Origin of the sequence: Chordicoccus furentiruminis (assembly GCF_019355395.1) — a bacterium.
In the GTDB taxonomy this organism is placed as follows: Bacteria; Bacillota; Clostridia; order Lachnospirales; family Lachnospiraceae; genus Chordicoccus; species Chordicoccus furentiruminis.
The window spans coordinates 1145181-1168286 of record NZ_CP048829.1 but is presented as its reverse complement, the minus strand read 5'-3'; the positions used below and the strand labels follow the sequence as shown (position 1 = coordinate 1168286).

At 62.7% G+C, this 23106-nt stretch carries 21 protein-coding genes; 20 read left to right on the top strand and 1 reads right to left on the bottom strand.

The window, feature by feature from the left end; genetic code table 11:
• The first annotated feature begins 371 nt into the window (after window positions 1-371).
• From G4C92_RS05530 to G4C92_RS05440, 19 genes are all read left to right on the top strand, one after another.
• Window positions 372-776: a C-GCAxxG-C-C family protein gene (locus G4C92_RS05530; protein WP_274941587.1), complete on the top strand. Its 405-nt coding sequence runs from the start codon at window positions 372-374 to the stop codon at window positions 774-776.
• 6 nt (window positions 777-782) lie between these two features.
• Window positions 783-2132, top strand: a complete 1350-nt coding sequence (gene larC, locus G4C92_RS05525; protein ID WP_274941586.1) for a nickel pincer cofactor biosynthesis protein LarC — start codon at window positions 783-785, stop codon at window positions 2130-2132.
• Window positions 2119-3336, top strand: coding sequence for a cobalt-precorrin-5B (C(1))-methyltransferase CbiD (cbiD, locus tag G4C92_RS05520; RefSeq protein WP_274941585.1), 1218 nt, complete (start codon window positions 2119-2121; stop codon window positions 3334-3336). Before larC ends, cbiD begins: the two co-directional genes overlap by 14 nt.
• Window positions 3249-4007, top strand: coding sequence for a precorrin-4 C(11)-methyltransferase (gene cobM / locus G4C92_RS05515; protein WP_274941584.1), 759 nt, complete (start codon window positions 3249-3251; stop codon window positions 4005-4007). The genes cbiD and cobM overlap by 88 nt, the downstream gene beginning before the upstream one ends.
• A gap of 117 nt (window positions 4008-4124) precedes the next feature.
• Window positions 4125-5117, top strand: a complete 993-nt coding sequence (locus G4C92_RS05510; protein WP_274941962.1) for a FecCD family ABC transporter permease — start codon at window positions 4125-4127, stop codon at window positions 5115-5117.
• 1 nt (window position 5118) lies between these two features.
• On the top strand, window positions 5119-5919 hold the full coding sequence (locus G4C92_RS05505) for an ABC transporter ATP-binding protein (protein ID WP_274941583.1): 801 nt from the start codon (window positions 5119-5121) through the stop codon (window positions 5917-5919).
• A gap of 61 nt (window positions 5920-5980) precedes the next feature.
• Window positions 5981-7174: a cobalt-precorrin 5A hydrolase gene (locus tag G4C92_RS05500; RefSeq protein WP_274941582.1), complete on the top strand. Its 1194-nt coding sequence runs from the start codon at window positions 5981-5983 to the stop codon at window positions 7172-7174.
• A gap of 37 nt (window positions 7175-7211) precedes the next feature.
• Window positions 7212-7973, top strand: coding sequence for a precorrin-3B C(17)-methyltransferase (gene cobJ / locus G4C92_RS05495; RefSeq protein WP_330654805.1), 762 nt, complete (start codon window positions 7212-7214; stop codon window positions 7971-7973).
• A 42-nt stretch (window positions 7974-8015) separates the two neighbouring features.
• Window positions 8016-10232 (top strand): precorrin-6A reductase, encoded by a 2217-nt coding sequence (gene cobK / locus G4C92_RS05490; protein ID WP_274941581.1) that lies wholly within the window; start codon window positions 8016-8018, stop codon window positions 10230-10232.
• Between the two features lie 9 nt (window positions 10233-10241).
• On the top strand, window positions 10242-11768 hold the full coding sequence (locus G4C92_RS05485; RefSeq protein WP_274941580.1) for a cobyrinate a,c-diamide synthase: 1527 nt from the start codon (window positions 10242-10244) through the stop codon (window positions 11766-11768).
• On the top strand, window positions 11746-12882 hold the full coding sequence (locus G4C92_RS05480) for a nicotinate-nucleotide--dimethylbenzimidazole phosphoribosyltransferase (protein ID WP_274941579.1): 1137 nt from the start codon (window positions 11746-11748) through the stop codon (window positions 12880-12882). Before G4C92_RS05485 ends, G4C92_RS05480 begins: the two co-directional genes overlap by 23 nt.
• Window positions 12879-13541, top strand: coding sequence for a bifunctional adenosylcobinamide kinase/adenosylcobinamide-phosphate guanylyltransferase (locus tag G4C92_RS05475; protein WP_274941578.1), 663 nt, complete (start codon window positions 12879-12881; stop codon window positions 13539-13541). The genes G4C92_RS05480 and G4C92_RS05475 overlap by 4 nt, the downstream gene beginning before the upstream one ends.
• Window positions 13526-14293 carry an adenosylcobinamide-GDP ribazoletransferase gene (locus tag G4C92_RS05470; protein WP_274941577.1) on the top strand — a complete coding sequence of 256 codons (768 nt, stop codon included), beginning with the start codon at window positions 13526-13528 and terminating at the stop codon, window positions 14291-14293. The genes G4C92_RS05475 and G4C92_RS05470 overlap by 16 nt, the downstream gene beginning before the upstream one ends.
• A 29-nt stretch (window positions 14294-14322) precedes the next feature.
• Window positions 14323-15288 carry a bifunctional adenosylcobinamide kinase/adenosylcobinamide-phosphate guanylyltransferase gene (locus tag G4C92_RS05465; RefSeq protein ID WP_274941576.1) on the top strand — a complete coding sequence of 322 codons (966 nt, stop codon included), beginning with the start codon at window positions 14323-14325 and terminating at the stop codon, window positions 15286-15288.
• On the top strand, window positions 15288-16337 hold the full coding sequence (cbiB, locus tag G4C92_RS05460) for an adenosylcobinamide-phosphate synthase CbiB (RefSeq protein ID WP_274941575.1): 1050 nt from the start codon (window positions 15288-15290) through the stop codon (window positions 16335-16337). Before G4C92_RS05465 ends, cbiB begins: the two co-directional genes overlap by 1 nt.
• Window positions 16338-16392: 55 nt before the next feature.
• The gene (locus tag G4C92_RS05455; protein WP_274941574.1) at window positions 16393-17505 is read left to right on the top strand and encodes a pyridoxal phosphate-dependent aminotransferase; all 1113 of its coding nucleotides are present in this window, start codon (window positions 16393-16395) and stop codon (window positions 17503-17505) included.
• A 79-nt stretch (window positions 17506-17584) separates the two neighbouring features.
• Complete coding sequence (locus G4C92_RS05450) at window positions 17585-19144, top strand: cobyric acid synthase (protein WP_274941573.1); 1560 nt, start codon at window positions 17585-17587, stop codon at window positions 19142-19144.
• Between the two features lie 29 nt (window positions 19145-19173).
• Window positions 19174-19791, top strand: coding sequence for a cob(I)yrinic acid a,c-diamide adenosyltransferase (locus G4C92_RS05445; protein ID WP_274941572.1), 618 nt, complete (start codon window positions 19174-19176; stop codon window positions 19789-19791).
• 38 nt (window positions 19792-19829) lie between these two features.
• The gene (locus G4C92_RS05440; protein WP_274941571.1) at window positions 19830-20480 is read left to right on the top strand and encodes a precorrin-8X methylmutase; all 651 of its coding nucleotides are present in this window, start codon (window positions 19830-19832) and stop codon (window positions 20478-20480) included.
• A gap of 184 nt (window positions 20481-20664) precedes the next feature.
• On the opposite strand, the gene G4C92_RS05435 is transcribed toward G4C92_RS05440, so the two are convergent.
• The gene (locus G4C92_RS05435; protein ID WP_274941570.1) at window positions 20665-21207 is read right to left on the bottom strand and encodes a glutathione peroxidase; all 543 of its coding nucleotides are present in this window, start codon (window positions 21205-21207) and stop codon (window positions 20665-20667) included.
• Window positions 21208-21625: 418 nt separating this feature from the next.
• Here G4C92_RS05435 and G4C92_RS05430 point away from each other — a divergent pair, with 418 nt between their 5' ends.
• A complete protein-coding gene (locus G4C92_RS05430) occupies window positions 21626-22951 on the top strand; it encodes a glycosyltransferase (protein ID WP_274941569.1) in 1326 nt (441 codons plus the stop codon).
• The last annotated feature ends 155 nt before the right edge of the window (window positions 22952-23106 follow it).

The following is a 23106-nucleotide window of genomic DNA, read 5'->3' as shown; positions in this document are numbered from 1 at the left end:
ACCTGCCTGTTCTGTGATGCGGCGCGCTCAGAACGTTCGCCGCGGGAATCCGTTACGTCACCACAGCTTACCGCGTCCTTAAGGAAAGCGCAATGCCGGATCCGGACCGGAGACAGAGAACGGGATGATCCGGTCGGGCCGCGGGCTGTTGGGAGCTGAAAGCAAGGTGGATTTTGCCAACGGCACATGATATGATAAGGAAGCTTACGATTGTGAGGAGAATTGAACCGGAGCGGCCTATGACGGGAAACGGACAGGCGGGCGGAGACGGCATGATACGGAATCGCCTGCTGACCCCGCCTGCGGCGCCTGTCAGCATCCCGATACACGGATGCAGGCGGCTCCGCTGTCATCGAAAGGAGGAGCGTCAGATGAGTCGTTTTTTGGAGCGGGCGAAGGAGCTGCGCGCCGTCACGGAGCGTCACTACAACTGTGCGCAGTCGGTGCTGGTGCCTTTTGCGGAAACGCTGGGACTGGATGAGGAGAAGGCGTATGCGATTGCGGGCCATTTCGGATCCGGCATGCGGATGGGTGCAACCTGCGGCGCGGTGACCGGCGGCCTCATGGTGCTGGGACTGGCCGGCGCCGACGACCCGGAATCGGCCGCCAGACTGACGCGGACCGTCAGAGAACATCACGAAGGATGTCTGGACTGCAAGGACCTTCTGCGCATGAACGCGGAGGCCGGACGGGCAAAAAAGCCGCACTGCGACGCCATGGTATATGAATGCGTTGAAATCGTGGAGACGATTCTTCGGGAAAAAGGAGTGATCTGAAGAGGCATGAAGCAGCTCTATATCGATTGCGGAATGGGCGCGGCGGGCGATATGCTGACGGCGGCGCTGCTTCAGCTTCTTCCGGATCCGGAGAGGGCGGAAGCGCTCGCTGACCTGAACGGCGCCGGTATCCCCGGTGTGACCTTCGAGGCAGTGCCGGGACGGACCTGCGGGATCGCGGGACTTTCGATGCGCGTCCGGGTGAACGGCGCGGAGGAAGGAGCACCTGTCTCCGATGATGGGCATGCCGGCGGCGCGGAGGAAGGCGTACATGCCGCTTATGGCGGACAGGCCGGCAGCGCAGCGGAACCTCACGGCGGGCATACGCACGGACATGCTCACCGCAGCATGGAGTCGATCCGGGCGATGATCGCGGCCCTCCGGCTCGATGAGGCTGTGAAGCGGGATGTTCTCCGGGTCTATACGGCGCTGGCGGAGGCGGAGAGCGAGGTACACGGCGTACCCGTGACGGAAATTCATTTTCATGAGGTGGGCGCGATGGATGCGGTGGCGGACATCGCGGCCGTCGCGTATCTGCTCCGCCGGATCGATGCGGACCGGGTGACGGTATCGCCGGTCTGTGTCGGCAGCGGGACGGTCCGCTGCGCCCACGGGATTCTTCCGGTGCCGGCCCCGGCGACAGCCGCGCTTCTGCGCGGCGTGCCTTCCTACAGCGACGGGCGCCGGGGCGAGCTGTGCACGCCGACCGGCGCCGCGCTGCTCCGTACTTTTGCGGATGCGTACGGACCGATGCCGCTTATGCGGGTGGAGACGACGGGCTTCGGAATCGGAAAACGGGAATTTCCATGGGCCAACTGCGTGCGTGTGATGCTGGGAGAGAGCGGCGAATCCGCCATGACGGGAAGCGGCCGGCCGGAGGCCGGGAAAGCGGAGAATGCCGGAACCGTACGGGGCGCTTATCGGACGGACGCGGTCTGGGAGCTTTCCTGCAATCTCGACGATATGACCGGGGAGGAGCTGGGCTTTGCCGTTCAGGCACTGATGGATCAGGGCGCGCTGGACGTCTGGACTCTGCCCGCCGGCATGAAGAAATCGAGGCCGGGCGTGGTGCTGAACGTTCTCGCGGACGACGGAGCGCGGGAGACTCTGGAGACGGCCATGATCCGTCTGACCTCGACACTGGGCGTCCGTGCGGTGCGGAAGGAGCGGCGCTGTCTTGAGCGGCGTGTCGGGACGGTGGAGACGCCGTCCGGTCCGGTGCGGAAGAAAGATGCCGGCCGGGACGGCAATGCGCGCTCGAAATACGAATATGACGATCTGGCGCGGATTGCGTCGGAGCAGGGGACTTCCCTGCGTGAAGCGGAGCATTATGTCAGAAGATATGAAGAAACTTAAGACACATCTGCGCAGCGGCTATACCACCGGAAGCTGCGCCGCCGCGGCCGCCCGGGCGGCTGCCGGGCGGCTTCTGGGCGGCGCTGAGACGGAGATGGTTCAGCTGATGACGCCGGCGGGAAAACGGATTCCGATCCGGATCTGTTATACGGAGGAGAAGAACGGTACGGTCAGCTGCGGCGTCCGAAAGGACAGCGGCGACGATCCGGACGTGACGGACGGGATGATGGTCTGCGCGGATGTGCGGATCACGAAGGAACCCGGCGTTCATCTTGACGGCGGCGAGGGCGTGGGACGTGTGACGAAGCCCGGACTCGATCAGCCTGTCGGCCGGGCGGCCATCAACAGCACACCCCGCCGGATGATCGAGGGGGAGATCAGGAAGGCTGCGGAGGAGGCCGGATTTTCTCTGGATACGGCCGGCGTGGAGGTCATCATCCGGATTCCGGAAGGGGAGGCGCTGGCGAAGAAGACCTTCAATCCCCGTCTCGGCATCGTCGGCGGACTGTCCGTGCTGGGGACGACCGGCATCGTGGAGCCGATGAGCGAGAAAGCGCTGCTGGCGACGATCCGGACCGAAGTCTCCGTCCGCAGGGCGGAGGGCTACCGGGCCGTCTGCGCGGCGCCCGGCAATTACGGCATGCATTTCCTTGAAGAGACGTACGGATTTCCGCCGGATCTGGCGGTCACGGCGTCCAACTATATCTGGGATACGGTGCAGTACGTCCGGGAGGCCGGTTTCACGCGGATGCTGCTGGCCGGCCATATCGGCAAGCTGATCAAGGTCGCCGGCGGCGTGAAGAACACGCATTCCCAGTACGGAGACCGCCGGATGGAGATTCTCGGCGATCTCGCGGAGGAAGCGGCGGGAGAGGAGTGCGCCGCGCCGGTGCGGAAGGCGCTGGCGGAATCGGTGATGACGGACGACGCGATCCGGGTGCTGGATGAAGCGGGGATCCGCGAGCCGGTGATGAAGCTGGCGGTCAGCCGGATTCAGGCGGTCTGTGAGAACTGGGTGCGGCAGACAGGCGGCGGGACGCCGCTGCAGGTGGAAGTTGTGATGTTTTCCAACGTCTATGGCCTGTTGGCCATGACGGATAAGGCGGAGGATTTGATATGGTTCATTTTATCGGAGCGGGACCGGGTGCGCCGGATCTCATTACAGTCAGAGGACAGAAGCTGCTCGGAGAAGCAGACGCCGTGATCTATGCCGGCTCGCTGGTCAACCCGGCGCTGCTGGAGGAGACGAAGGAAGGATGCCGGATTTACAACAGCGCGACGATGACGCTCGACGAGGTCATCGCGGTGATCCGGGAGGCGGAAGCGGCCGGACAGACCACCGTGAGACTTCATACAGGCGATCCCAGCATCTACGGCGCGATCCGGGAGCAGATGGACCGGCTGGACGCGCTCGGGATTTCGTACGACGTGACGCCGGGCGTCAGCGCGTTCTTCGGCGCGGCGGCGTCTCTCGGCCTTGAGTACACGCTGCCGACAGTCTCCCAGAGCGTGATCATCACCCGGATGGAAGGCCGGACAAAGGTGCCTGCGAGGGAGTCCATCGAGTCCTTCGCGGCGCATCAGGCGACGATGGTTCTTTTCCTCAGCTCGGGGATGATTCCGGAGCTGGTGTCCCGTCTGACCGCGGGCGGCTATCCGGCGGATACGCCGGCCGCGATCGTCTACAGGGCGACCTGGCCTGACGAAAAGAGAATTGTGACGACACTTGAGAACCTTGCGGAGAAGGCCGCGGAAGAAGGGATCACGAAGACGGCTCTGATCATCGTGGGCAGAGCGGTCGCCCAGTCCGGCTATGAGCTGTCGAAGCTCTATGATCCGGGCTTTTCGACGGAATACAGACCGGCGAAGCAGTAAGAAGCGGACAGGGACCGCGCGGGGACTGCGGCGGAGCGGTCTTCGAAAGCGCGGTGTCTTCCGGCGTATGAGACAGGAAAGGAAAGGCGGTACGCGGTGCGCGCATTCAGAATCCGGATGACCTTTGCGGGACTTGCGGTCCTGCTGGCGGTGATGATGGTGCTTTCAATCGGGATCGGGACGGTTTCGATCCCGCCGGCGGGCGTGCTGCAGGCGCTGACCGGCCGAGGCGGATCGGAGGAGGTCCGGAATATCGTCATGACGCTCCGGCTGCCCCGGACGCTGATGGCGGCCGTGCTGGGCGGCGCGCTGTCCGTATCCGGCTGCCTTCTGCAGACCTTCTTCGCCAATCCGATCGCGGGGCCTTTTATCCTCGGTATTTCCTCGGGCGCGAAGATGGCGGTGGCCGCGACGATGATCCTGATCATCGGCAGCACGGGCCGTTCGTCCAATCTGATGATCGTGGCGGCGGCCTTTGCCGGCGCGCTGATCTCGACGTCCTTCATCATCCTTGTTTCAAAGAAGGTGCGGCATATCGGATCACTGCTGGCGGCCGGCATCATGATCGGCTATATCTGCTCGGCGGTCACGGATCTGATGGTGACGTTCGCGGAGGATCAGGATATCGTCAATCTGCACAGCTGGTCTCAGGGAAGCTTTTCGGGCGTGACCTGGGACGGCGTCGCGTTCGCGTCCGTGTTGGTCGCCGTTGTGTTCGCGTGCACGATGCTGCTCTCGAAACCGATCGGCGCGTTCCAGATGGGCGAGCACTACGCGCGGAGCATGGGCGTCAACGTGGAGCGGTGCCGGGTGATGCTGATTCTCCTGTCATCGCTGCTGTCGGCCTGCGTGACGGCCTTCGCGGGCCCGATTTCCTTTGTGGGCATCGCCGTGCCGTTTCTGGTGAAAGGACTGATGCGGACGGCCCGTCCGGTTGTGGTGCTGCCGGGCGCCTTTCTCGGAGGAGCGGTTTTCTGCGTCTTCGCCGATCTGCTCGCCCGGACCATGCTCGCGCCGACGGAGCTCAACATCAGTACGGTCACGTCGATTTTCGGCGCGCCGATCGTGATTTTCATGCTGATCCGGAGTCAGGAAAACAAGAGGATGTAAGATGGGGGAATTCAGTAAGCTCGAGACGGACGGACACAGTCCTCTTTCCTTAAAAGATATGCAGACCGGATACCGGGACCGTGTGATGATCGACGGGCTTTCCCTCGATGTGAAACCGGGGGAATTTCTGGCGCTGATCGGACCGAACGGGGCCGGAAAATCCACGATCCTCAAGGCGATTTCCATGCAGCTTCCGCTGATGGGCGGAAAGGTCTTTCTCGGCAAAGAGGAGATCCGGTCGCTCCGTCCCCGGGAAAGGGCCCGCCGGGAGGCGCTGGTGCTGACGGAGAGGATCCGTCCCGAGCTGATGACGGTCCGGGACGTCGTCGAGATGGGACGCTATCCGTACACGGACGGGGTCGGCCGGCTTACGGAAAAGGACCGGCAGGAAGTGCGGGAAGCGCTGGCGATGATGGACGTCGCGGATCTTGCGGAACGGAATTACAATGAGATGAGCGACGGTCAGAAACAGCGTGTGCTGATCGCCCGTGCGATCGCCCAGACACCGCAGGTGATGCTGCTGGACGAACCGACTTCTTATCTCGATATCCGTTACAAGCTGGCGCTTCTGCGGACACTGCGGACGCTGACAGTGCAGCGGCGGATGGCGGTCGTCGCGACGCTGCATGAGGTGGAGCTCGCGCTCGCCGCGGCGGACCGGATCGTCTGCGTGAAGGACGGACGCGCGTTCCGCGCGGGTACGCCGGCTGAACTGAAGCGGGAACGCGTGCTGGCCCGGCTTTTTGAGGTGGATCCGGAGGATGCCGCGGCGGCCGCGATTTATCCATGGCTGGTCACATAAGCTTCCGATCGGGAAGGATGGCGGCCGTTTCCGGCGGAACCGGAGGGAAGAGGCGGAGAAGATGAGAGAGGCGGATCCGGTGGTGATGCTGGCGTTCACGAAACGCGGCTATGAGACGATGGAACGGCTGGCCGGCGCGCTTTTGAAAAGCCGGCCGGACGTCGAGGTTCATACGGCAGTCCGCTCGCGGACGATGCCGGAGCGCTCCATCCGGGAAACGGCGGAGGAGTTCACGGGACGCTGGTTTGCGCGGGCGCGGGCGCTGGTTTTCTTCGGGGCGGCGGGGATCGCGGTCCGGTGCATTGCGCCGTTCGTGAAGGATAAGTTTCTCGATCCGGCCGTTCTCGTCATCGACGAGTCAGGGCGCTTCTGCATCTCGCTTCTTTCGGGGCATGTGGGCGGCGGGAATGACTTCTGCCTTGCGTGCGCCGGACTGATCGGAGCTGTCCCGGTGATCACGACGGCGACAGACGGCCGGGGACAGTTCGCCGTCGATGTCTTCGCCCGCCGGCATCAGATGACGATCGGGGATCGTGCGGCCGCGAAGGAGGTGTCGGCGAGACTCCTCGACGGCGAGCGCCTGAAGGTGTACAGGGAGCCGGATGGGGCGGCGCCGGGCGGGGACAGGGAAGATGCCGGAGCGGAGCCGGACACGAAGAGAAAGGACCGGACAGAGGACATCAGAGCGGAACTGGCGGACTATCCGCAGCTGACTCTGACGGCGGACCGGACGGAAGCGGATATTCTGATCACGGTGAGAAGGATGGCCGGAGACCGTCCTTCCGCCCTGTATCTTTTCCCGCGCCGTCTCTGCCTCGGGATCGGATGCCGGCGCCATGCGCGGGAGGAGGCTGTCGCAGAGGCCGTCCGTCAGGCGTTGGAACCGGAGGGACTTGCGATGGAAGCGGTGCGGGGGATCGCCAGCATCGACCTCAAGGCGGAGGAGCCGGCTCTGCTTGCGTTCAGCCGGCGGCATGCGCTGCCGTTTTCCACCTGCCCGGCGGAGGAGCTGATGCGGGTGCCGGGTGCATTTTCATCTTCGGAATTTGTCCGGAAGACGACCGGAGCGGACAATGTCTGCGAGCGCAGCGCGGTCTGGCTCGCGCGCCGGCTGAGCGGCCGGCAAAGTGCCGAAGACGTCAAAGTGCCTTCCGGCGGACCGGACGGACAGGAGCAGCGGCCCGGAAGCGGACGTCTTCTTGTCGGAAAGACGGTCGGAGACGGCGTGACGGTGGCGGTGGCGGAAATCGGATGAGACAGAACGGACGAGGAGACATTCAAGGAGGAAATACATGATGGAAAAGCATCTGTTTGTGGTCGGGATCGGGCCGGGCACGCCGGAGAAGATGACGATGGAGGCCGACGGGGCGCTGAGACGGAGCGAGGTCATCGTCGGCTACCAGCTGTATGTGGGGCTGGTGAAGGAGCGGTATCCGGAGGCGGAATTCCTCACGACCGGGATGCGGAAGGAGCGTGAGCGCTGCCGTCTGGCTCTTAAGGAGGCGGACCAGGGGCGGATCACTTCCGTCGTCTGCAGCGGCGACTCCGGCGTCTACGGGATGGCCGGACTGATTCTCGAGATGCGTCATGAGTACCCGGAGGTTCAGGTTCAGATGATTCCGGGTGTGACCGCGGCGCTCTCCGGGAGCGCGGTGCTCGGATCCCCGCTGGGTCATGATTTCTGCTGCATTTCCCTCAGCGATCTGATGACGCCCTGGGAGCTGATTGAAAAGCGGCTGCGCTGCGCGGGAGAGGCGGATTTCGCGATCGCCCTCTACAACCCGGCGAGCCGGCGGCGCACGGATTATCTGAGAAGGGCGGCGGAAATTCTGATGGAGAGCCGGAGCCCGGAGACGGTCTGCGGCTATGTCCGCAACATCGGCCGCGAGGGCGAGGCCTTTGGCATCCTGACACTGGCGGAGCTTGTGAATTTCGAGGCGGATATGCTGATGACGGTTTTCGTCGGCAATTCCATGACAAGGGTGATCGACGGGCGGATGGTGACGCCGCGCGGATACATCGAAAAATACGGCGAGCTGGAAAAAGAGGACTGACGGACGAGTTCGGCTGAAGCGACAGGAACGGAGGAAACGGGCATGATCAACAGCTGTGTGTTGTTTGGCGGAACGACGGAGGGGCGGGAAATCGCGGAAATCTTTGCGGGAACACCGCTCCGGATGGATGTGTTTGTCGCCACGGAGTACGGCGCGTCCCTGCTGCCCGTGTCCCCGAATCTGACCGTCCATGCCGGGAGGAAGGACGCCGGACAGATCGAGGCGGTGCTCCGGGAACGGAAGCCCGGACTCTGCGTTGACGCAACGCACCCGTATGCCTGCATCATCACGAAGGAGCTGAGGGCTGTCTGTGAGAGACTTGGGATTCCCTTCCTCCGCGTCCGGCGCGCCTCTCTTTCGGAACATGCAGCCGCCGGCGCGCCGCCTCTTCACACAGCCGCGGATATGGCGGACGCGGTCCGGTTTCTTGACGGGACGGAAGGACCGGTCCTCGTGACGACCGGGAGCAAGGAGGTGCACCTTCTGAGCGGTATCCGGGACTTTCAGGAGCGCTGCTTTGTGCGCGTGCTTCCTTCCGTCCGTTCCATCAGCCTCTGCGAGGCGGCCGGGCTGAGCGGGCGGCATGTGATCGCGATGCAGGGACCGTTCAGCGAGGAGGCCAACGAGGTGCTGATGCGGGATCTCGGGATCCGCTGGATGCTGACGAAGGATTCCGGCGAGGAGGGCGGATGCCCGGAGAAATGCCGCGCCGCGGCGTCCCTTGGCGTCGGGACGGTTCTGATCGGGCGCCCGGAGGAGGACGCCGGCGCGGTGACGCTGAGGGAAGCGGCGGACCGGATCGCGCGGATGGCCGGACTTCGTCCGGAGGCACGGTCTGTCCCGGAACAGGCGGAACCGGAGCGCATGAACGGAGGGCCGGCGGATGCTGAGCACGGAGAACCGAGGGCGGATGACACGGCGTTCGTTCAGGAGGTCGGTCTTGTGGGGATGGGCCCGGGAAGGGAAGGACTGCTGACCGGCGAGGCGCTCTCGTTCATCCTGAGCGCCGATCTTCTGGTCGGAGCGGACCGGATGCTTTCGGAAGCCTGCGCGATCCGCCGGCGTCACGGCCTTGACGGGGACGGCGGGCCGCGCTGCATCTCCGCATGTCTCGCATCGGAGATCGCGGACCGTCTGAAGGCGGATCATGTCTTCCGCCGCGCGGCGCTTCTCTACTCCGGCGACATCAGCCGCTATTCCGGAGCGAAGAAGATTCCTCCGCTTCTGCCGCCGTCGATGCGGGTGCTTCACTTTTCCGGCATCTCTTCCATCGGCTATTTTCTCGGCCGGTTGGGCGCGGCGGAGGAGGACACGGCGGTGGTGAGCATTCACGGACGGAAGGCGAACCTGCTCCCGCTGATCCGGTCGAGGGAAAGCGTGCTCACGCTGATCGGCGAAGAGGACGACGTCTCGCGTATCGCGGGCTCCCTTGCGGAGGCCGGCCTCGGCGATGTGCGGATCACGGTGGGAACGGATCTTTCCTATACGGACGGAAACGAACCGTCTCCGGTCCTCGAGGCCGGGCAGTCGGAGGCGGATGACCGCGCGGGGGAGAGCGGCGAGCCGGAACAGGCCGAAGGCGCGCCGTTCCGCCGCGAGCGGATTCTGACCGGCCGCCCAGAAAACTTTATCGGCCGGAAGGTGGGGAGGCTGTCGCTCGTTCACTTCCGGAACCCGCATCCTGTTCCGGCCCCGGCCGGCTTCGGGCTGCCGGACGACGCGTTTATCCGGGCCAGAGTCCCGATGACCAAGAAGGAGATCCGGACGCTGTCGCTCTCCCATCTGCGGCTGAGCGAGAAGGATGTCGTCTACGATATCGGCGCGGGAACCGGTTCGGTTTCGGTGGAGGCGGCGCTGCATGTGCCGAAGGGGACGGTCTACGCCGTCGAACGCGGCGCGGAGGCGGTCCGTCTGATCCGGGCCAACCGGGAGAAATTCGGACTTGAGAATCTTGAGGTGGTGGAAGGCACGGCGCCGGAGGCGATGGCCGGACTCCCGCCCGCGGACGCGGCGTTCATCGGCGGCAGCGGAGGAGGACTGAAGGAAATCGTCTCGCTGGTGCTCGCCGGCAATCCGGAGGCGCGCATCGTGATCAATTCTGTTACATCAGAAACCGACGCGGAGCTGGAAGAGGTGCGCCGCCTCTTTCCGCAGAAAACGTTTGAGAAACTGGAGGTCATGGTCGTCCGGGAGCGGGCGGCGGGCCGGTATCATCTGAAGACACCGGACAGTCCGATCACGATCGTGACCATCGGATGAGAGGAAGGCATGCGCGAACAATCAAGAATCCTGATCACGGCGCCGAAGAGCGGAAGCGGCAAGACGACCGTGACATGCGGTATCCTCGCCGCGCTGAAGGCGCGCGGCCTCGGTCTGACCTCGCTCAAGTGCGGACCTGACTACATCGATCCGATGTTTCACAGAGCGGTGCTCGGTATCCGGACCGGCAATCTCGACAGCTTTTTCACGGGCCCGGAGATGACACGCCGGCTGCTCGCACATCACGCGGCGGGGACGGACATCACAGTGATCGAAGGCGCGATGGGCTATTTCGACGGCCTCGGCGGCGTCAGTGTCCGCGGAAGCAGCTTCGAAACCGGATCCGTGACGGAAACGCCCGCGATCCTTGTGGTGGACGGCAAGGGCGCGAGCGTGACGCTGGCCGCGGTGATCCGCGGCATCGCGTCCTTTGAACCGGATGAGAGGACCGGCGCGGGCCTTCCGGAGCGTCCTTTCCAGGTACGGAGACGCCCGGACAACGGGATCGCCGGCATCATTCTCAACCGTGTTTCGCCGATGTACTACCCCCGTCTGAAGGAGGTCATCGAGCGGGAAACGGGGATCCCCGTGCTCGGCTGCTTTCCGGTGATAAAGGATCTGGAGGTGCCATCCCGTCATCTGGGCCTCGTCTCTCCGAAAGAGCTTACCTCGACGGAACAGTGGGTCAGGGCGGTCGGGGAGCAGGCCGCGAAGTACATCGACCTCGACCGGCTGCTCCGCATCGCGGAAACCGCGCCCCGGATCGGCGGAGGGGCGGCGGATGAACCGGAACATACGCCGGGGTCCGGGGTTCCGGGAGCGGAAACGGCACAGGACGCGGCCGCGCCCGCCGTCACGAAAATAGAACGGCCGCCCGTCCGTGTCGCGGTATCGTCGGATGAGGCGTTCTCCTTCCTCTATGAGGAGAATCTCTATATTCTGCGCTCGCTGGGGGCTGAAATCGTGCCTTTTTCCCCGCTTCGCGACGCCGCTCTTCCGACGGGAACCGACGGCATGATCCTCTGCGGCGGATATCCGGAGCGGTTCGCGAAGGAACTGAGCGCCAACGGATCCATGCGCGCGGAAGTCGCCGCGGCGGTCCGCGGCGGAATACCCTGCATCGCGGAATGCGGCGGGTTCCTCTACCTGCAGCAGTCTCTGGAGGACGAGAGCGGGACGGTCTGGCCGATGTGCGGCGTGCTGGACGGACGCGGGTTCCGGACGGGCGGTCTTCGAAGATTCGGGTACCTGACCGCCGTGACGAACCGGGACGGTCTCTACGGACCGAAGGGCACCGTGCTCAGGGGCCATGAGTTTCACCACTGGGACACAGAGCGGAACGGCGACGGCATGACGATGACCAAACCGCTGTCCGGCAGGACGGAGCAGGGCGTCGTCTACACCCCGACGCTGGCGGCGGGCTTTCCGCATTTCTATTATCCCGGATGCGTCGGAGCGGCGGATGCATTTCTCAGAGCATGCGCAGGGCAGAGGGAGAAAGCGAGGAGACAGCATGAATCGGATCAGCTGGGATGAAAAAAAATGGAAGGAGATCGGGCGGGAGGCGAAGGCACGGTGGGACCAGATCCCGCACCCGCTTGACAGCCTGGGCGCCTTTGAAACCGCTGTCGAGCGGCTTTGCCAGATTCAGGGCTCGCCCGAGCCTCCGGACATTACCCGCCGCGCTTCTGTGGTGTTCGCGGCGGATCACGGCGTGGTCGCGGAGGGCGTCACACAGACCGGACAGGACGTGACGCGTCTCGTCGCGGAAGAGCTCGCGGGCGGAAACGGCGTGCTGAACCGGTTCGCCGGGGTGGCCGGAAGCGACGTCTACGTTGTCGACGTAGGGATGAACTGCGAAGCATATCCGGACCGGACGCTGGGAACAGGACGCGTGACGGACCGCAAGATACGCCGGGGGACACGCGATCTGGCAAACGAGGCGGCGATGACGGAGGAGGAATGCATCCGGGCGGTCGCCGAGGGGATCGAGGTCTGCGGCGAGCTCGCGGACAGAGGATACCGGATCCTGACAGCCGGGGAGATGGGAATCGGCAACACGACGCCGACGGCGGTGCTGGCGGCGTCGTTTCTCGGCATGACCGCCGAGACGGTCACCGGCCGCGGCGCGGGACTCGATGAGGAAGGCTTCCGGCGCAAGGTCGGAGCCGTGAACCGGGCGCTGGTCCGGATCCGGGCGGAAAAGCGTCCACCGGAGGAACAGACCGTGGAGATTGAAGGCATTCCGGTGAATGCCCGGGCGCTTGCCGTTCTGTCGGAGGGCGGCGGACTCGAGCTGGCCGCGATGGCCGGACTCTATCTGGGCGGCATGAAGTACGGGCTTGCGGTGGTGATCGACGGGATCATCTCGAGCGTATCCGCTCTCGCGGCTTCACGTCTCTGCCCGGAGTCGGTTCACTGGATGTTCGCCTCCCACGCCTCCTCCGAGCCGGTCGCGCTGCGGATTGAAGAGGAGCTCCATCTTTCGCCGGTGATCCGGGCGGGCATGCATCAGGGAGAGGGAACCGGAGCGGTCATGCTGCTTCCGCTGCTTGATATGGCGCTGGCGGTCTACCGCGAGATGGGAAGCTTCGAGTCTTTCGGCATCGAAGCCTACCGGCGCATGGACGGCGAAGAGGAAGAGACGTGATCGCGCTGGTCACGGGCGGCTCGGGAAGCGGAAAATCCGCTTACGCGGAGTCACTGGCCGTAGCGCTTTTCACTTCCGCAGGCCATGCTGCACCGGTGCCGTCCGCGCTCGCACGCTCCGGTGTGATGGCTCCTTCCGCCTCTTGCGGCAGCGCCGCCCCCGGTGATTGCCCGAACGGGAGACTCCTCTATCTTGCCACCATGAGACGGAGCCGGGATGAAGAAGTGCTCAGGCGGATCGCCCGCCACCGGGCGATGAGAGCCGGGAAAGGCTTCCTGACCGTGGAACGGGAGAGGACCCTTTCGCTTGAGGAGAAGTCGTTTACCGGGCGGGATACGATCCTGCTTGAGGACCTCTCCAATCTGCTGACCAACGAGCTGTACGCCGGACCGGAGATTGCGGACCCGGAAGCGATGACCGACCGGGAGATCCTCGCTCCGCTCAGGCGGATTTCGGACGCGGGCAACACGCTGGTGATCGTGACCAACGAGATCGGATGGGACGTTCCCTCCCGCTACGAGGAGGCGCGGCGGTTCGTGAGGCTCTTCGGCCGTCTTAACTGTCAGCTGGCGGCGGAAGCCGCTCTGGCGGCCGAGGTCACGGCCGGCGTGCCTGTCATACTGAAGAAAGAGAGAGAAACCGGATGCTTGAATCTCTGATCATTGCCTTCTCCACGTTTTCCAAAATTCCGATGCCGCATATCGGCTGGACAAAAAAAGGGATGCGCTACAGCATCTGCTTCTTTCCTCTGGTGGGTGCGGCAGCAGGCGCGGCGGAGTGGCTGCTGTTTTGGCTCGGCGGCGTGATGCCTGCGGACCGGCCCTTTCCGGTTCTGCTGGCGCCGGCACTTCTGACGGCGGCACCGCTGCTGATATCAGGCGGCATTCATCTCGACGGTTTTCTCGATACGACGGACGCCCTGCTTTCCTACCGGAACCGGGAGGAAAAAGCGGCGATTCTCAAGGACCCCCATATGGGCGCCTTCGCCGTCATCTACGGCATGCTCTACGTCCTGCTGTCCTTCGGTCTGTTCACGGCGGTGAACCGTGACGCGATGCGGCCGGTCTGCGCGGGCTTCGTGCTGTCCCGCGCGATGAGCGGCTACGCGCTGATGGCGTTCCCGAAGGCAAGGAAGGACGGTATGCTCCGCGCGGAGGCGGACAATTCGGCAGGGTCGGTGAAGATGGTGATGTTTCTGGAAATGCTTGCCGCTTCCGCCGCCGTGCTGGCGCTGAATCCCGTGACGGGGGGTGCCGTGCTGGCGGCCGCGTATCTGACCCTTCTTCTCTATCATCATGTGGCGATGAAGGAATTCGGAGGGGTTTCAGGCGATCTCGCCGGCTGGTTTCTGTCGCTCTGCGAGCTGCTGATGCTCGGCGCGGCCGTGACGGCGGGTATGATCATCGGCTGAGACGCAAGTCCGGCGGAAAGGAGAACCGTATGATACTGATTATCGGGGGCGCGGCAGAAGGAAAAAGCGTCTATGCCACGGAACATTTCCCGGGCTGCCCGGTCATGGACGACTATCAGGACCGGGTGCGTTCCCAGCTGGCGGCCGGTCTTGATCCCCTGAAGGAGGCGGAACGGCTGCTGGCGGATAGCCCGTCCGACCTTGTGGTCGTGACGAACGAGATCGGCTGCGGACTGGTGCCGGTGGACGCGGAGGAACGGGAATGGAGGGAGGCTTCCGGCCGCGTGAACTGTCTGCTGGCCGAACGCGCGTCCCGGGTGATCCGTGTGGTCTGTGGCATCGGGCTTGTTCTGAAGGAAAAAAGCGAGACGGACAGGCCGGGGAATGAGGCAGTACCGGTGATTCTCATCCGGCACGGAGCTGTTCCGGGCAATCTGGAGGGACGCTATGTCGGTACGACCGACGAGCCGCTGCTTCCGGGGGAGGCGGAGAGGATCCGCGCCGGATGGGCGGACATCGAAGGGCAGCCGGTCCGGGCTCTGGTCACCAGCTCGCTGAGGCGGACGAAGGAGACCGCCGCGGCCTTGTTTCCGGGCGTGAGGCAGACAGAGGTTCCGGATCTTGATGAATGCCGTTTCGGACGCTTCGAGTACCGGAACTATAAGGAGCTGGACGGTGATCCGGACTATCAGCGCTACATCGATTCCGGAGGCCAGACGGCCTTTCCGGGCGGAGAAAGCCGCGCGGATTTCACGGACCGGTGCGCCGGCGCCTTTCTCCGCGTCATGGATCGTTTCGCGGACGGACAGGCGGGCGGGCCGGTCGTCTTCGTCGTGCACGGCGGCACGGTGATGGCAGTGCTCGAACGGTACGGAAGGCCGGGACGGGACTATTTTGACTGGCGGTGCGGCAACGGATGCGGCTATTTTGCGGTCTGGGACAGGAAAAGGCGGATTCTGACTGACATCAGGGAAAGGAGACTCGGCGGAACGTGATGACGGATCTGGGCACAAGAGCGCTGGTTCTCGCCTGCGGGGCGGCGCTGGATCTGATCTTGGGAGATCCCCGGAAACTCTGGCATCCGGTGATCGGCTTCGGCTGGCTGATCAGCCGTTTCGAGACGCTGCTGTTCCGGATTTTCCGGCTGAGCGGCGAACCGGAGGCGGACCGCGGGCGGAAGAGAGCGGCCGGCGCTCTGCTGACGGTTCTGGTTCTCACGGTCGCGGCGGCGGCCTATTTTGCGCTCCGCTTTCTTCTCGGTCTGACCGGCCCGGCGCTTCCGCTTCTGCTCGACGTCATCGTCACATGGCAGATGCTGGCGATGACCTCGCTGAGACGGGCCGCGGAGGATGTCCGCCGGCCTCTTGCAGCGGGCGATACGGAAGCGGCGAGAAGGGCGGTCTCGATGGTGGTGGGGCGGGACACCGCCTCCCTGACCGCGGAAGGCATCACGAAGGCAGCGGTTGAGACGGTGGCGGAAAACGCCTCCGACGGCGTGATCGCGCCGCTCTTCTATCTGTTCCTGTTCGGCCCTGCGGGCGGATGGGTTTACAAGTGCATCAACACGATGGATTCGATGATCGGTTACCGGAATGACCGGTACCGGTACTTCGGCACGGCGGCCGCCCGGCTTGACGACGCGGCGAATTTTCTGCCCTCCCGTCTCGCCGCCCTGGCGATCGTGGCGGGCGCGTGGCTCCTTGAAAAAGCCGGCCGCCGCGGATCCGGCGGGGCCGCGGCCGGCGGATTCACCGGCTATGACGCGGCGAATGCGTGGCGGATCCACAGAAGGGACCGCTTCAACCATCCGAGTCCCAATTCGGCCCAGACCGAGTCGGCCGTTGCCGGCGCGCTGCATATCCGGCTGGCCGGTGACGCGTGGTACTTCGGCGTGCTGCATCACAAGCCGACGCAGGGCGATGCGGACCGTCCGGTGGAGCCGGAGGATATCCGGCGGACGGAGCATCTGATGGAAGCGGCCGCGGGACTCGTCTTCGCGGCCGGAGAACTCATCCTGATGGCCATATCGCTTGCATTGATGTAAAATCGAAAGAAAAACCAGCCTTCAAGGCTGGAGAGGAAGAAGCAGGAAAGTCTGCATGATCAACGATAAGGAACGCCACGGCGGAGACGTCTACCGCCGTCATATTTCAATGGATTTCTCTATTTGTCTCAATCCGCTCGGGATGCCCCGTTCCGTGATCGAGGCGGCGCAGGCCGGCGCCGCCGTCTCGGGACGCTACCCCGATCCGGAGTGCCTCGCGCTCCGGGAGAAGCTGGCCGTCTGGCTGACCGGCCGGACGGGAGAGACGGTTGAGCCGGATATGATTCTGCCTGGGAACGGGGCCGCGGAGCTGATCTATGCGCTCTGCGCGGCGGTGCGGCCGCGCGAGGTGCTCGTGCTTCGCCCCGGGTTCACGGAGTATGCCCGGGCCGCGCAGATCGGGGGAAGCCGCGTCCGCTTCATCGAGCTCGATGAAGCCGCCGGCTACGCGCTGCCTTCGCAGCCGGAGGACTGGATCGGACCGGACACGGACGCCGTTTTTCTCTGCAACCCGAACAATCCCACCGGGTATGCCTGCTCCGGAGAGGAGATGCGGAACTGGGCCGGCGTCTGTCACGCGAAGGGCGTGCGGCTGATCGTCGACGAATGCTTTCTGCCGTTTCTCGAGGATGAGAAGGAGCGGACGATGCTCCGTTCGCTTCGTCAGTTTCCGAACGTGCTGGTGCTGCGGGCGTTTACCAAGATCTTTTCGATGGCGGGACTGCGTCTGGGGTACGCGGTGAGCGACGACGTGGAGTTTCTCGAAAGCATCCGGGAGCGGATGCAGCCCTGGAATGTGTCGATCCCGGCGCAGATGGCGGGCGAGGCGGCGATCGGACGGCCCGAAGAGGCGGCCGCCTATCTCGACGCGACCAGAAAACTGGTCCGGACAGAGCGCGCGTATCTGAAGGAGGAGCTGGAGCGGGGCCTTGCGGCGAAGGTGTATCCGGGCACGGCGAATTTCCTGCTCTTCCGCGCACCGGCCGATCTTCGGAAGCGGCTGATCCGGGAGGGCATCCTGATCCGGTCCTTCACGAACGCCGAGGGACCGGGAGCCGGCTGCTTCCGTATCGGAATAAGAAAGCATATCGATAACCAGCGGCTGATCGACGTGATGACGGAGCTTCGCGCGACGAAGGAACCGGACCCCGGCAGCATGCTGTTCTGAGAGGCGGTCCGGATGAGCACGGTTTTGGCGGGATCAGGCCGGATGGAAAAGTTTGACAGTCTGACAACCGGAGGAAAAAATGGCAGCGAAAGCAATCATGGTGCAGGGCACGATGTCAAACGCCGGCAAGAGTCTGCTGGCGGCGGGACTTTGCCGGATCTTTCATGAGGACGGCTATCGGGTGGCGCCGTTCAAGTCCCAGAATATGGCGCTTAACTCCTTCATCACGAAGGAAGGGCTGGAGATGGGACGCGCCCAGGTGGTGCAGGCCGAGGCCGCGGGCATCGAGCCGTCGGTCCGGATGAACCCGATTCTGCTCAAGCCGACGACGGATATGGGTTCTCAGGTGATCGTGATGGGCCGGCCGGTCGGCAATATGGAGGCCCGCGAGTACTTCAGCAGAAAGAAGTCCTTCGTGCCGCAGATTCTGGAGGCATACCGGTCGCTTGCCGCCGAAAATGACATCATCGTCATCGAAGGAGCCGGCAGCCCGGCCGAGATCAATCTGAAGACGGACGACATCGTCAATATGGGGATGGCCCGGATGGCGGACGCGCCGGTGCTGCTGGCCGGAGACATCGACCGGGGCGGCGTCTTCGCCCAGCTCTACGGGACGGTGGCGCTGCTGCCGAAGGAGGAGCAGGACCGGATCGCCGGACTCGTGATCAATAAATTCCGAGGCGACCCGTCGCTTCTCGACAGCGGCTTAAAGGAACTGACGCGTCTGACCGGGAAGCCGGTGCTGGGCGTGGTGCCCTACATGCAGATCCATCTGGACGACGAGGATTCGCTTTCCTCGACGCTCTCGGACGGTATCGGGACGGATAAGGGCCGGAAGCCGCTTCTGGATCTGGCGGTCATCCGTCTCCCGAAGATCTCGAATTTTACCGATTTTCAGGCGTTCTTTACGGATCCGGATGTCGAGGTCCGCTACGTCTCCTCTCCGTCGGAGCTGGGGACGCCGGACGCGGTGATCCTTCCGGGGACGAAGAGCACGATTCAGGACCTTCTCTGGCTCCGTTCCTCCGGTCTTGAGAACGAGATCCGCAGGGCGGTCGGGCGCGGCAGCTTCCTCTTCGGGATCTGCGGCGGCTACCAGATGATGGGACTTAAGATTTCGGATCCCACGGGCGCGGAGTGGGAAGGCGAGATCGACGGAATGAGGATTCTCAACGAGGTGACGGTCTTCTCGCCGGACAAGACGATGCGGCAGTACACCGGTCGCACGCATTTCGCGATCCCCGCGCTTTCGGACCGGAAGATCACGGGCTACGAGGTGCACATGGGCCGGACGAGCGCGGTGGACCCGGCTTCGTTTTCCGATGGAAATGCAGCCGGCGCCCGTCTTCATGCGGGGGCCGAAGAGACGGACATGGAACCCGGAAGCGGGAAAGGAACGTCCGGACGCAGCCTCGTCAGCGGCAGCACAGCCGACGCGGCCGGCACCTATGTGCACGGCATCTTTGATGAGGAGGATTTCCGGGATGCGTTCCTCGGCTATCTGGCGTCGAGGAAGGGAATACGGCGCGAGGACGGAGGGCAGAGCTGGAAGGCGTACAAGGAGGAACAGATGAAGATCCTTTCCTCCACGCTCCGCAAAGCCCTTGACATGGACACGATTTACCGGCTGGTCCGGTGAGAAAAACGGCGGGCGGAAAGGAGCGGACCGTGATCGAGATTTATGAAGGAGACGGAAAGGGAAAGACGACAGCGGCCGTGGGACTTGCCGTGCGCGCCGCGGGACGCGGCGTACCGGTGCTGTTCGCTCAGTTCCTGAAGGACGGAAGCTCCGGGGAAGTGCGGATCCTGCGCACACTGCCGGAGGTGACGGTCATGGAGCCGGATGTATTTTACGGATTCGTCTCCCGGATGAGCGGGCAGGAGAAAGCGCGGACAAAGGAGTCGTACGGGAGACTTTTCGCGGAAATACGCGGCTGGACAGCCGCGTTCGGGAAGGACTCCGTGCCGGCGGAGAAAGCAGGCCGGACTGAAGAAAACGGGCCGGACGGAACGGATCTGACCGGCGCGGCGAACGATTCGCGGGAGGCGGAGATCCGCGCGCTCGTCGTGCTGGACGAAGCGCTGCACGCGGTCCGGTACGGATTCCTGTCCGAGGATGAGATGCTGGACTGGCTTCAGTCTCTGCCGGAGGACATCGAGGCGGTGCTCACCGGCCGCAATCCGACGGAGCGGCTGGTGAACGCGGCGGATTATATATCGGAAATCAGAAAGAAAAAACACCCCTTTGACTGGGGCGTGACGGCGCGCAGCGGCGTGGAACTGTGAAAGCTGACGCTCCGGCGGACAGCGGAGGAGAGACAGACATGGAAAAAATCGAATTTGTGGCACCGATGGACATCGAAAAGAGAAGCATGCAGATCATCGGCGAGGAACTGAACCGCCGCGGCATCCATCTTGATCCGGAGGAGGATCCGGTGGTCCGCAGGGCGATCCATACATCGGCGGACTTCGACTACGCGGAAAATCTGGTGTTCTCGGAGCAGGCCGTTTCGCGTCTCCGGGAGGCGCTGGCCGCCGGAGCGGATATCGTGACGGATACGGAGATGGCCCGGGCAGGAATCAGCAAAAAGACGCTGGAGAAGTTCGGCGGCCGGGTACACTGCTTCATGAGCGACCCGGACGTGGCGGAGGAAGCCCGCGCGCGCGGCGTGACACGCGCGACGGTCAGCATGGAGAAGGCCGCGCGCCTTCCCGGCCGCTGCCTCTTCGCGATCGGAAACGCGCCCACCGCTCTGATCCGGCTTGATGAGATGATCCGGGAAGGAACCCTTCAGCCGGCAGGCATCATCGGCGTGCCGGTGGGGTTCGTGAATGTCGTGGAGGCAAAAGAACTGATCCTGAAGGTTTCGTCCGTGCCGTATATCGTCGCGCGCGGACGCAAGGGCGGGAGCAACATCGCGGCGGCTGTATGCAACGCGTTGCTGTACGGCATGCCGGGCGTGAAGCGGAGCTGACGGAAGCCCGGACGGCTGCGTAAGACAGCTTTACAGACTGTCCGTCTATCCTTACGCGGACGGGACGCAACCGTCCGGCGCGCAGACTCAGCCGGGCGCTTTGGGTCTGCATGACAGAAAATCGGGGGCTGCCTGTCATCAATTATACGATGACAGGCAGCCCCCGGCTGTGTGCGTGCGCGCATCAGACAAGCTGCGCTACGGCCTCATCCACATGCTTCATGCTTTCCGTCGGCTCGAAGCGGCGGACGACGCGGCCCTCGCGGTCGACGAGAAACTTTGTGAAATTCCATTTGATGTCCGGATTGTGTTTGTAATCCGCGTCGATCTTCTTCAGAAGCGCGCTCATCGCCAGCGCCTTCGCGCCCGTACCGAAGCCTTCGAATCCCTGCTGGCTCTTGAGGTAAGCGTAGAGCGGCAGCTGGTTTTCTCCGTTGACATCGGATTTCTTCATCTGCGGAAACTGCGTGTTGTACTTCAGCGTGCAGAATTCGTGAATTTCCTCATCGGTGCCCGGCGTCTGGCCGGCGAACTGATTGCAGGGAATGTCGATGATCTCGAGCCCCTGATCGTGGTACTTCTCGTAGAGGGCTTCGAGATCCTTGTACTGCGGTGTGAAGCCGCAGCCGGTCGCGGTGTTCACGATCAGCATAACCTTTCCTTTGTACTCGGAAAGAGAGAGCGCTTTATTGTCCGGCGTTGTAACGGAATAATCATAAATGTTCATCACAGATACCTCCGTAAACGAGAACTGTCCGTATTTGGATTAACAAATAGTATTTTATCAAATATACATGAAAAATGCAAGTGCGGCTGGAGGCCGCGCGGCAGGTGTATGCAGTACACCTCTATCGAAAACATCCACAAGGTGATTGATCCGTTATTTCCGGATGATCTGAAGAATGAGCTTGCAGATATCGGGGGGATTCCGATAAAGAACACATGGAGCCGCAGGCTCCATCCGTACCGGGACAAACTGACGTCTCTTGCATTTCTGGAATATGTTTTGTAAGCTGTTTTCTGTCCATTTCTGTTCCGGGGGCTCTGTATGCTGCGATTAAATCAAAAACGGCAGGAAGACAGAACCGGAATCAGGAAGCAGACTTTACACTGCCACATTTTGGAGAGGAAAGGTGGACGGAACATTGAATATACTGCATTATTCGCTTGGCTTTCCGCCGTATCGCACCGGAGGTCTTACAAAGTTCTGTACGGATCTGATGAAGGAGCAGGTAAAGGAGGGCGATCAGGTATCGCTTCTCTGGCCGGGAGAGATCCGGTTATCCGGCGGACACACGAAAATCAGGAAGCGCAGGAGTCTTGACGGCATTGCCAGTTTCGAGGTCATGAACCCTGCGCCTGTTTCCTATGATGAGGGCATTGTTGCTATATCCGCGTTCACGATCCAGGGTGATCTGAAGGTCTATGAGCAGTTCCTTCAATCGGTACGCCCGGAAGTGGTTCATATCCATACTCTGATGGGACTACACAGGAATCTTCTTGCGGCAGCAAAGAAGATGGGGATCAGGACCGTGTTCACCGCGCATGATTTCTTTCCGATCTGTCCCAAGGTGACGCTGTTCAGGGATGGCATGATTTGCCCGGATGCCGATACCTGCGCCAGCTGTCCCGGATGCAATATGACGGCGCTGTCGCTCAGGAAGATTCAGGTGCTGCAGAGTCCGGCATATCGAATTCTGAAGGACAGTCCGATTGTGAAGAAGCTTCGCAAAGGTCACCGCGATGAGTATCTGAGCGGACAGGCAGCAGTCGGAGGGAAACCGATCCGGACAGCGGAGGATTACCGGAAGCTTCGGGAATACTACAGAAGCCTTCTGGATCTGATGGACATGATCCATTACAACAGTTCTGTGACCAGAGCGGTATATGAGCAATACATGGGCGGGAGAAAGAGCATACTGATTCCGATCACCCATGGAGACATACAGGATCACAGGAAAAAGAAAAAATCCGGCAGACCGATCCGGTTCACCTATTTATCCGCCCAGAGCGCCGCAAAGGGGTACTTTGTTCTGAAAAGTGTCCTTGATGAACTATGGAAAGAAAGACAGGACTTCGAACTGAACGTGTTCTTTAAACCAACGGAAGATGCCCCTTACATCCGGCAGCATGAACGATATGATTACGCACAGCTGGAACGCATCATGGATCATACCGATGTCCTGATTCAGCCCAGTGTGTGGAATGAGACCTTTGGATACACCGTGATCGAGGCACTGAGTTATGGCGTTCCGGTCATCGTGAGCGATCACGTCGGAGCGAAAGATGTGATTCCGGAGGGAGCGGGGGAAGTGGTTTCTTCGAAGGACGAACTTCTGGCGGCGCTGAAAAATCTTTCTGCTGCACAGCTTGAAAAGATGAATGCAGTGATTCTGGCGAAATTTCATGTTACGACCATGCAATCCTTCAATGAGGCGCTGCTGGATGCGATCGGAGCGCCCGGTGTCTGAAAGAACCGCGTCCCGCTGGTAAAAACACCGCCGCGCATGCGGGCAGCAGCGCGGCGATGCGAAAATGAGGCATCAGTGCGGAAGGGCGGAAAAAGACGCACAGACGGTGAAAACTTTACACAGCGACAAGAAAAGTCCGAAAATAAGATGCAGAT

Bases quoted from the DNA above. Each gene is read 5' to 3' on its own strand.
- G4C92_RS05455 (WP_274941574.1), top strand. From the start codon at position 16,393: ATGATCAACGATAAGGAACGCCACGGCGGAGACGTCTACCGCCGTCAT.
- G4C92_RS05505 (WP_274941583.1), top strand. From the start codon at position 5,119: ATGGGGGAATTCAGTAAGCTCGAGACGGACGGACACAGTCCTCTTTCC.
- G4C92_RS05485 (WP_274941580.1), top strand. From the start codon at position 10,242: ATGCGCGAACAATCAAGAATCCTGATCACGGCGCCGAAGAGCGGAAGC.
- G4C92_RS05465 (WP_274941576.1), top strand. From the start codon at position 14,323: ATGATACTGATTATCGGGGGCGCGGCAGAAGGAAAAAGCGTCTATGCC.
- cobM (WP_274941584.1), top strand. From the start codon at position 3,249: ATGGTTCATTTTATCGGAGCGGGACCGGGTGCGCCGGATCTCATTACA.
- cobK (WP_274941581.1), top strand. From the start codon at position 8,016: ATGATCAACAGCTGTGTGTTGTTTGGCGGAACGACGGAGGGGCGGGAA.
- larC (WP_274941586.1), top strand. From the start codon at position 783: ATGAAGCAGCTCTATATCGATTGCGGAATGGGCGCGGCGGGCGATATG.
- G4C92_RS05530 (WP_274941587.1), top strand. From the start codon at position 372: ATGAGTCGTTTTTTGGAGCGGGCGAAGGAGCTGCGCGCCGTCACGGAG.
- cobJ (WP_330654805.1), top strand. From the start codon at position 7,212: ATGATGGAAAAGCATCTGTTTGTGGTCGGGATCGGGCCGGGCACGCCG.
- G4C92_RS05435 (WP_274941570.1), bottom strand. From the start codon at position 21,207: ATGAACATTTATGATTATTCCGTTACAACGCCGGACAATAAAGCGCTC.
- G4C92_RS05480 (WP_274941579.1), top strand. From the start codon at position 11,746: ATGAATCGGATCAGCTGGGATGAAAAAAAATGGAAGGAGATCGGGCGG.
- G4C92_RS05450 (WP_274941573.1), top strand. From the start codon at position 17,585: ATGGCAGCGAAAGCAATCATGGTGCAGGGCACGATGTCAAACGCCGGC.
- G4C92_RS05440 (WP_274941571.1), top strand. From the start codon at position 19,830: ATGGAAAAAATCGAATTTGTGGCACCGATGGACATCGAAAAGAGAAGC.
- G4C92_RS05470 (WP_274941577.1), top strand. From the start codon at position 13,526: ATGCTTGAATCTCTGATCATTGCCTTCTCCACGTTTTCCAAAATTCCG.
- G4C92_RS05500 (WP_274941582.1), top strand. From the start codon at position 5,981: ATGAGAGAGGCGGATCCGGTGGTGATGCTGGCGTTCACGAAACGCGGC.
- cbiB (WP_274941575.1), top strand. From the start codon at position 15,288: ATGACGGATCTGGGCACAAGAGCGCTGGTTCTCGCCTGCGGGGCGGCG.
- G4C92_RS05510 (WP_274941962.1), top strand. From the start codon at position 4,125: ATGACCTTTGCGGGACTTGCGGTCCTGCTGGCGGTGATGATGGTGCTT.
- cbiD (WP_274941585.1), top strand. From the start codon at position 2,119: ATGAAGAAACTTAAGACACATCTGCGCAGCGGCTATACCACCGGAAGC.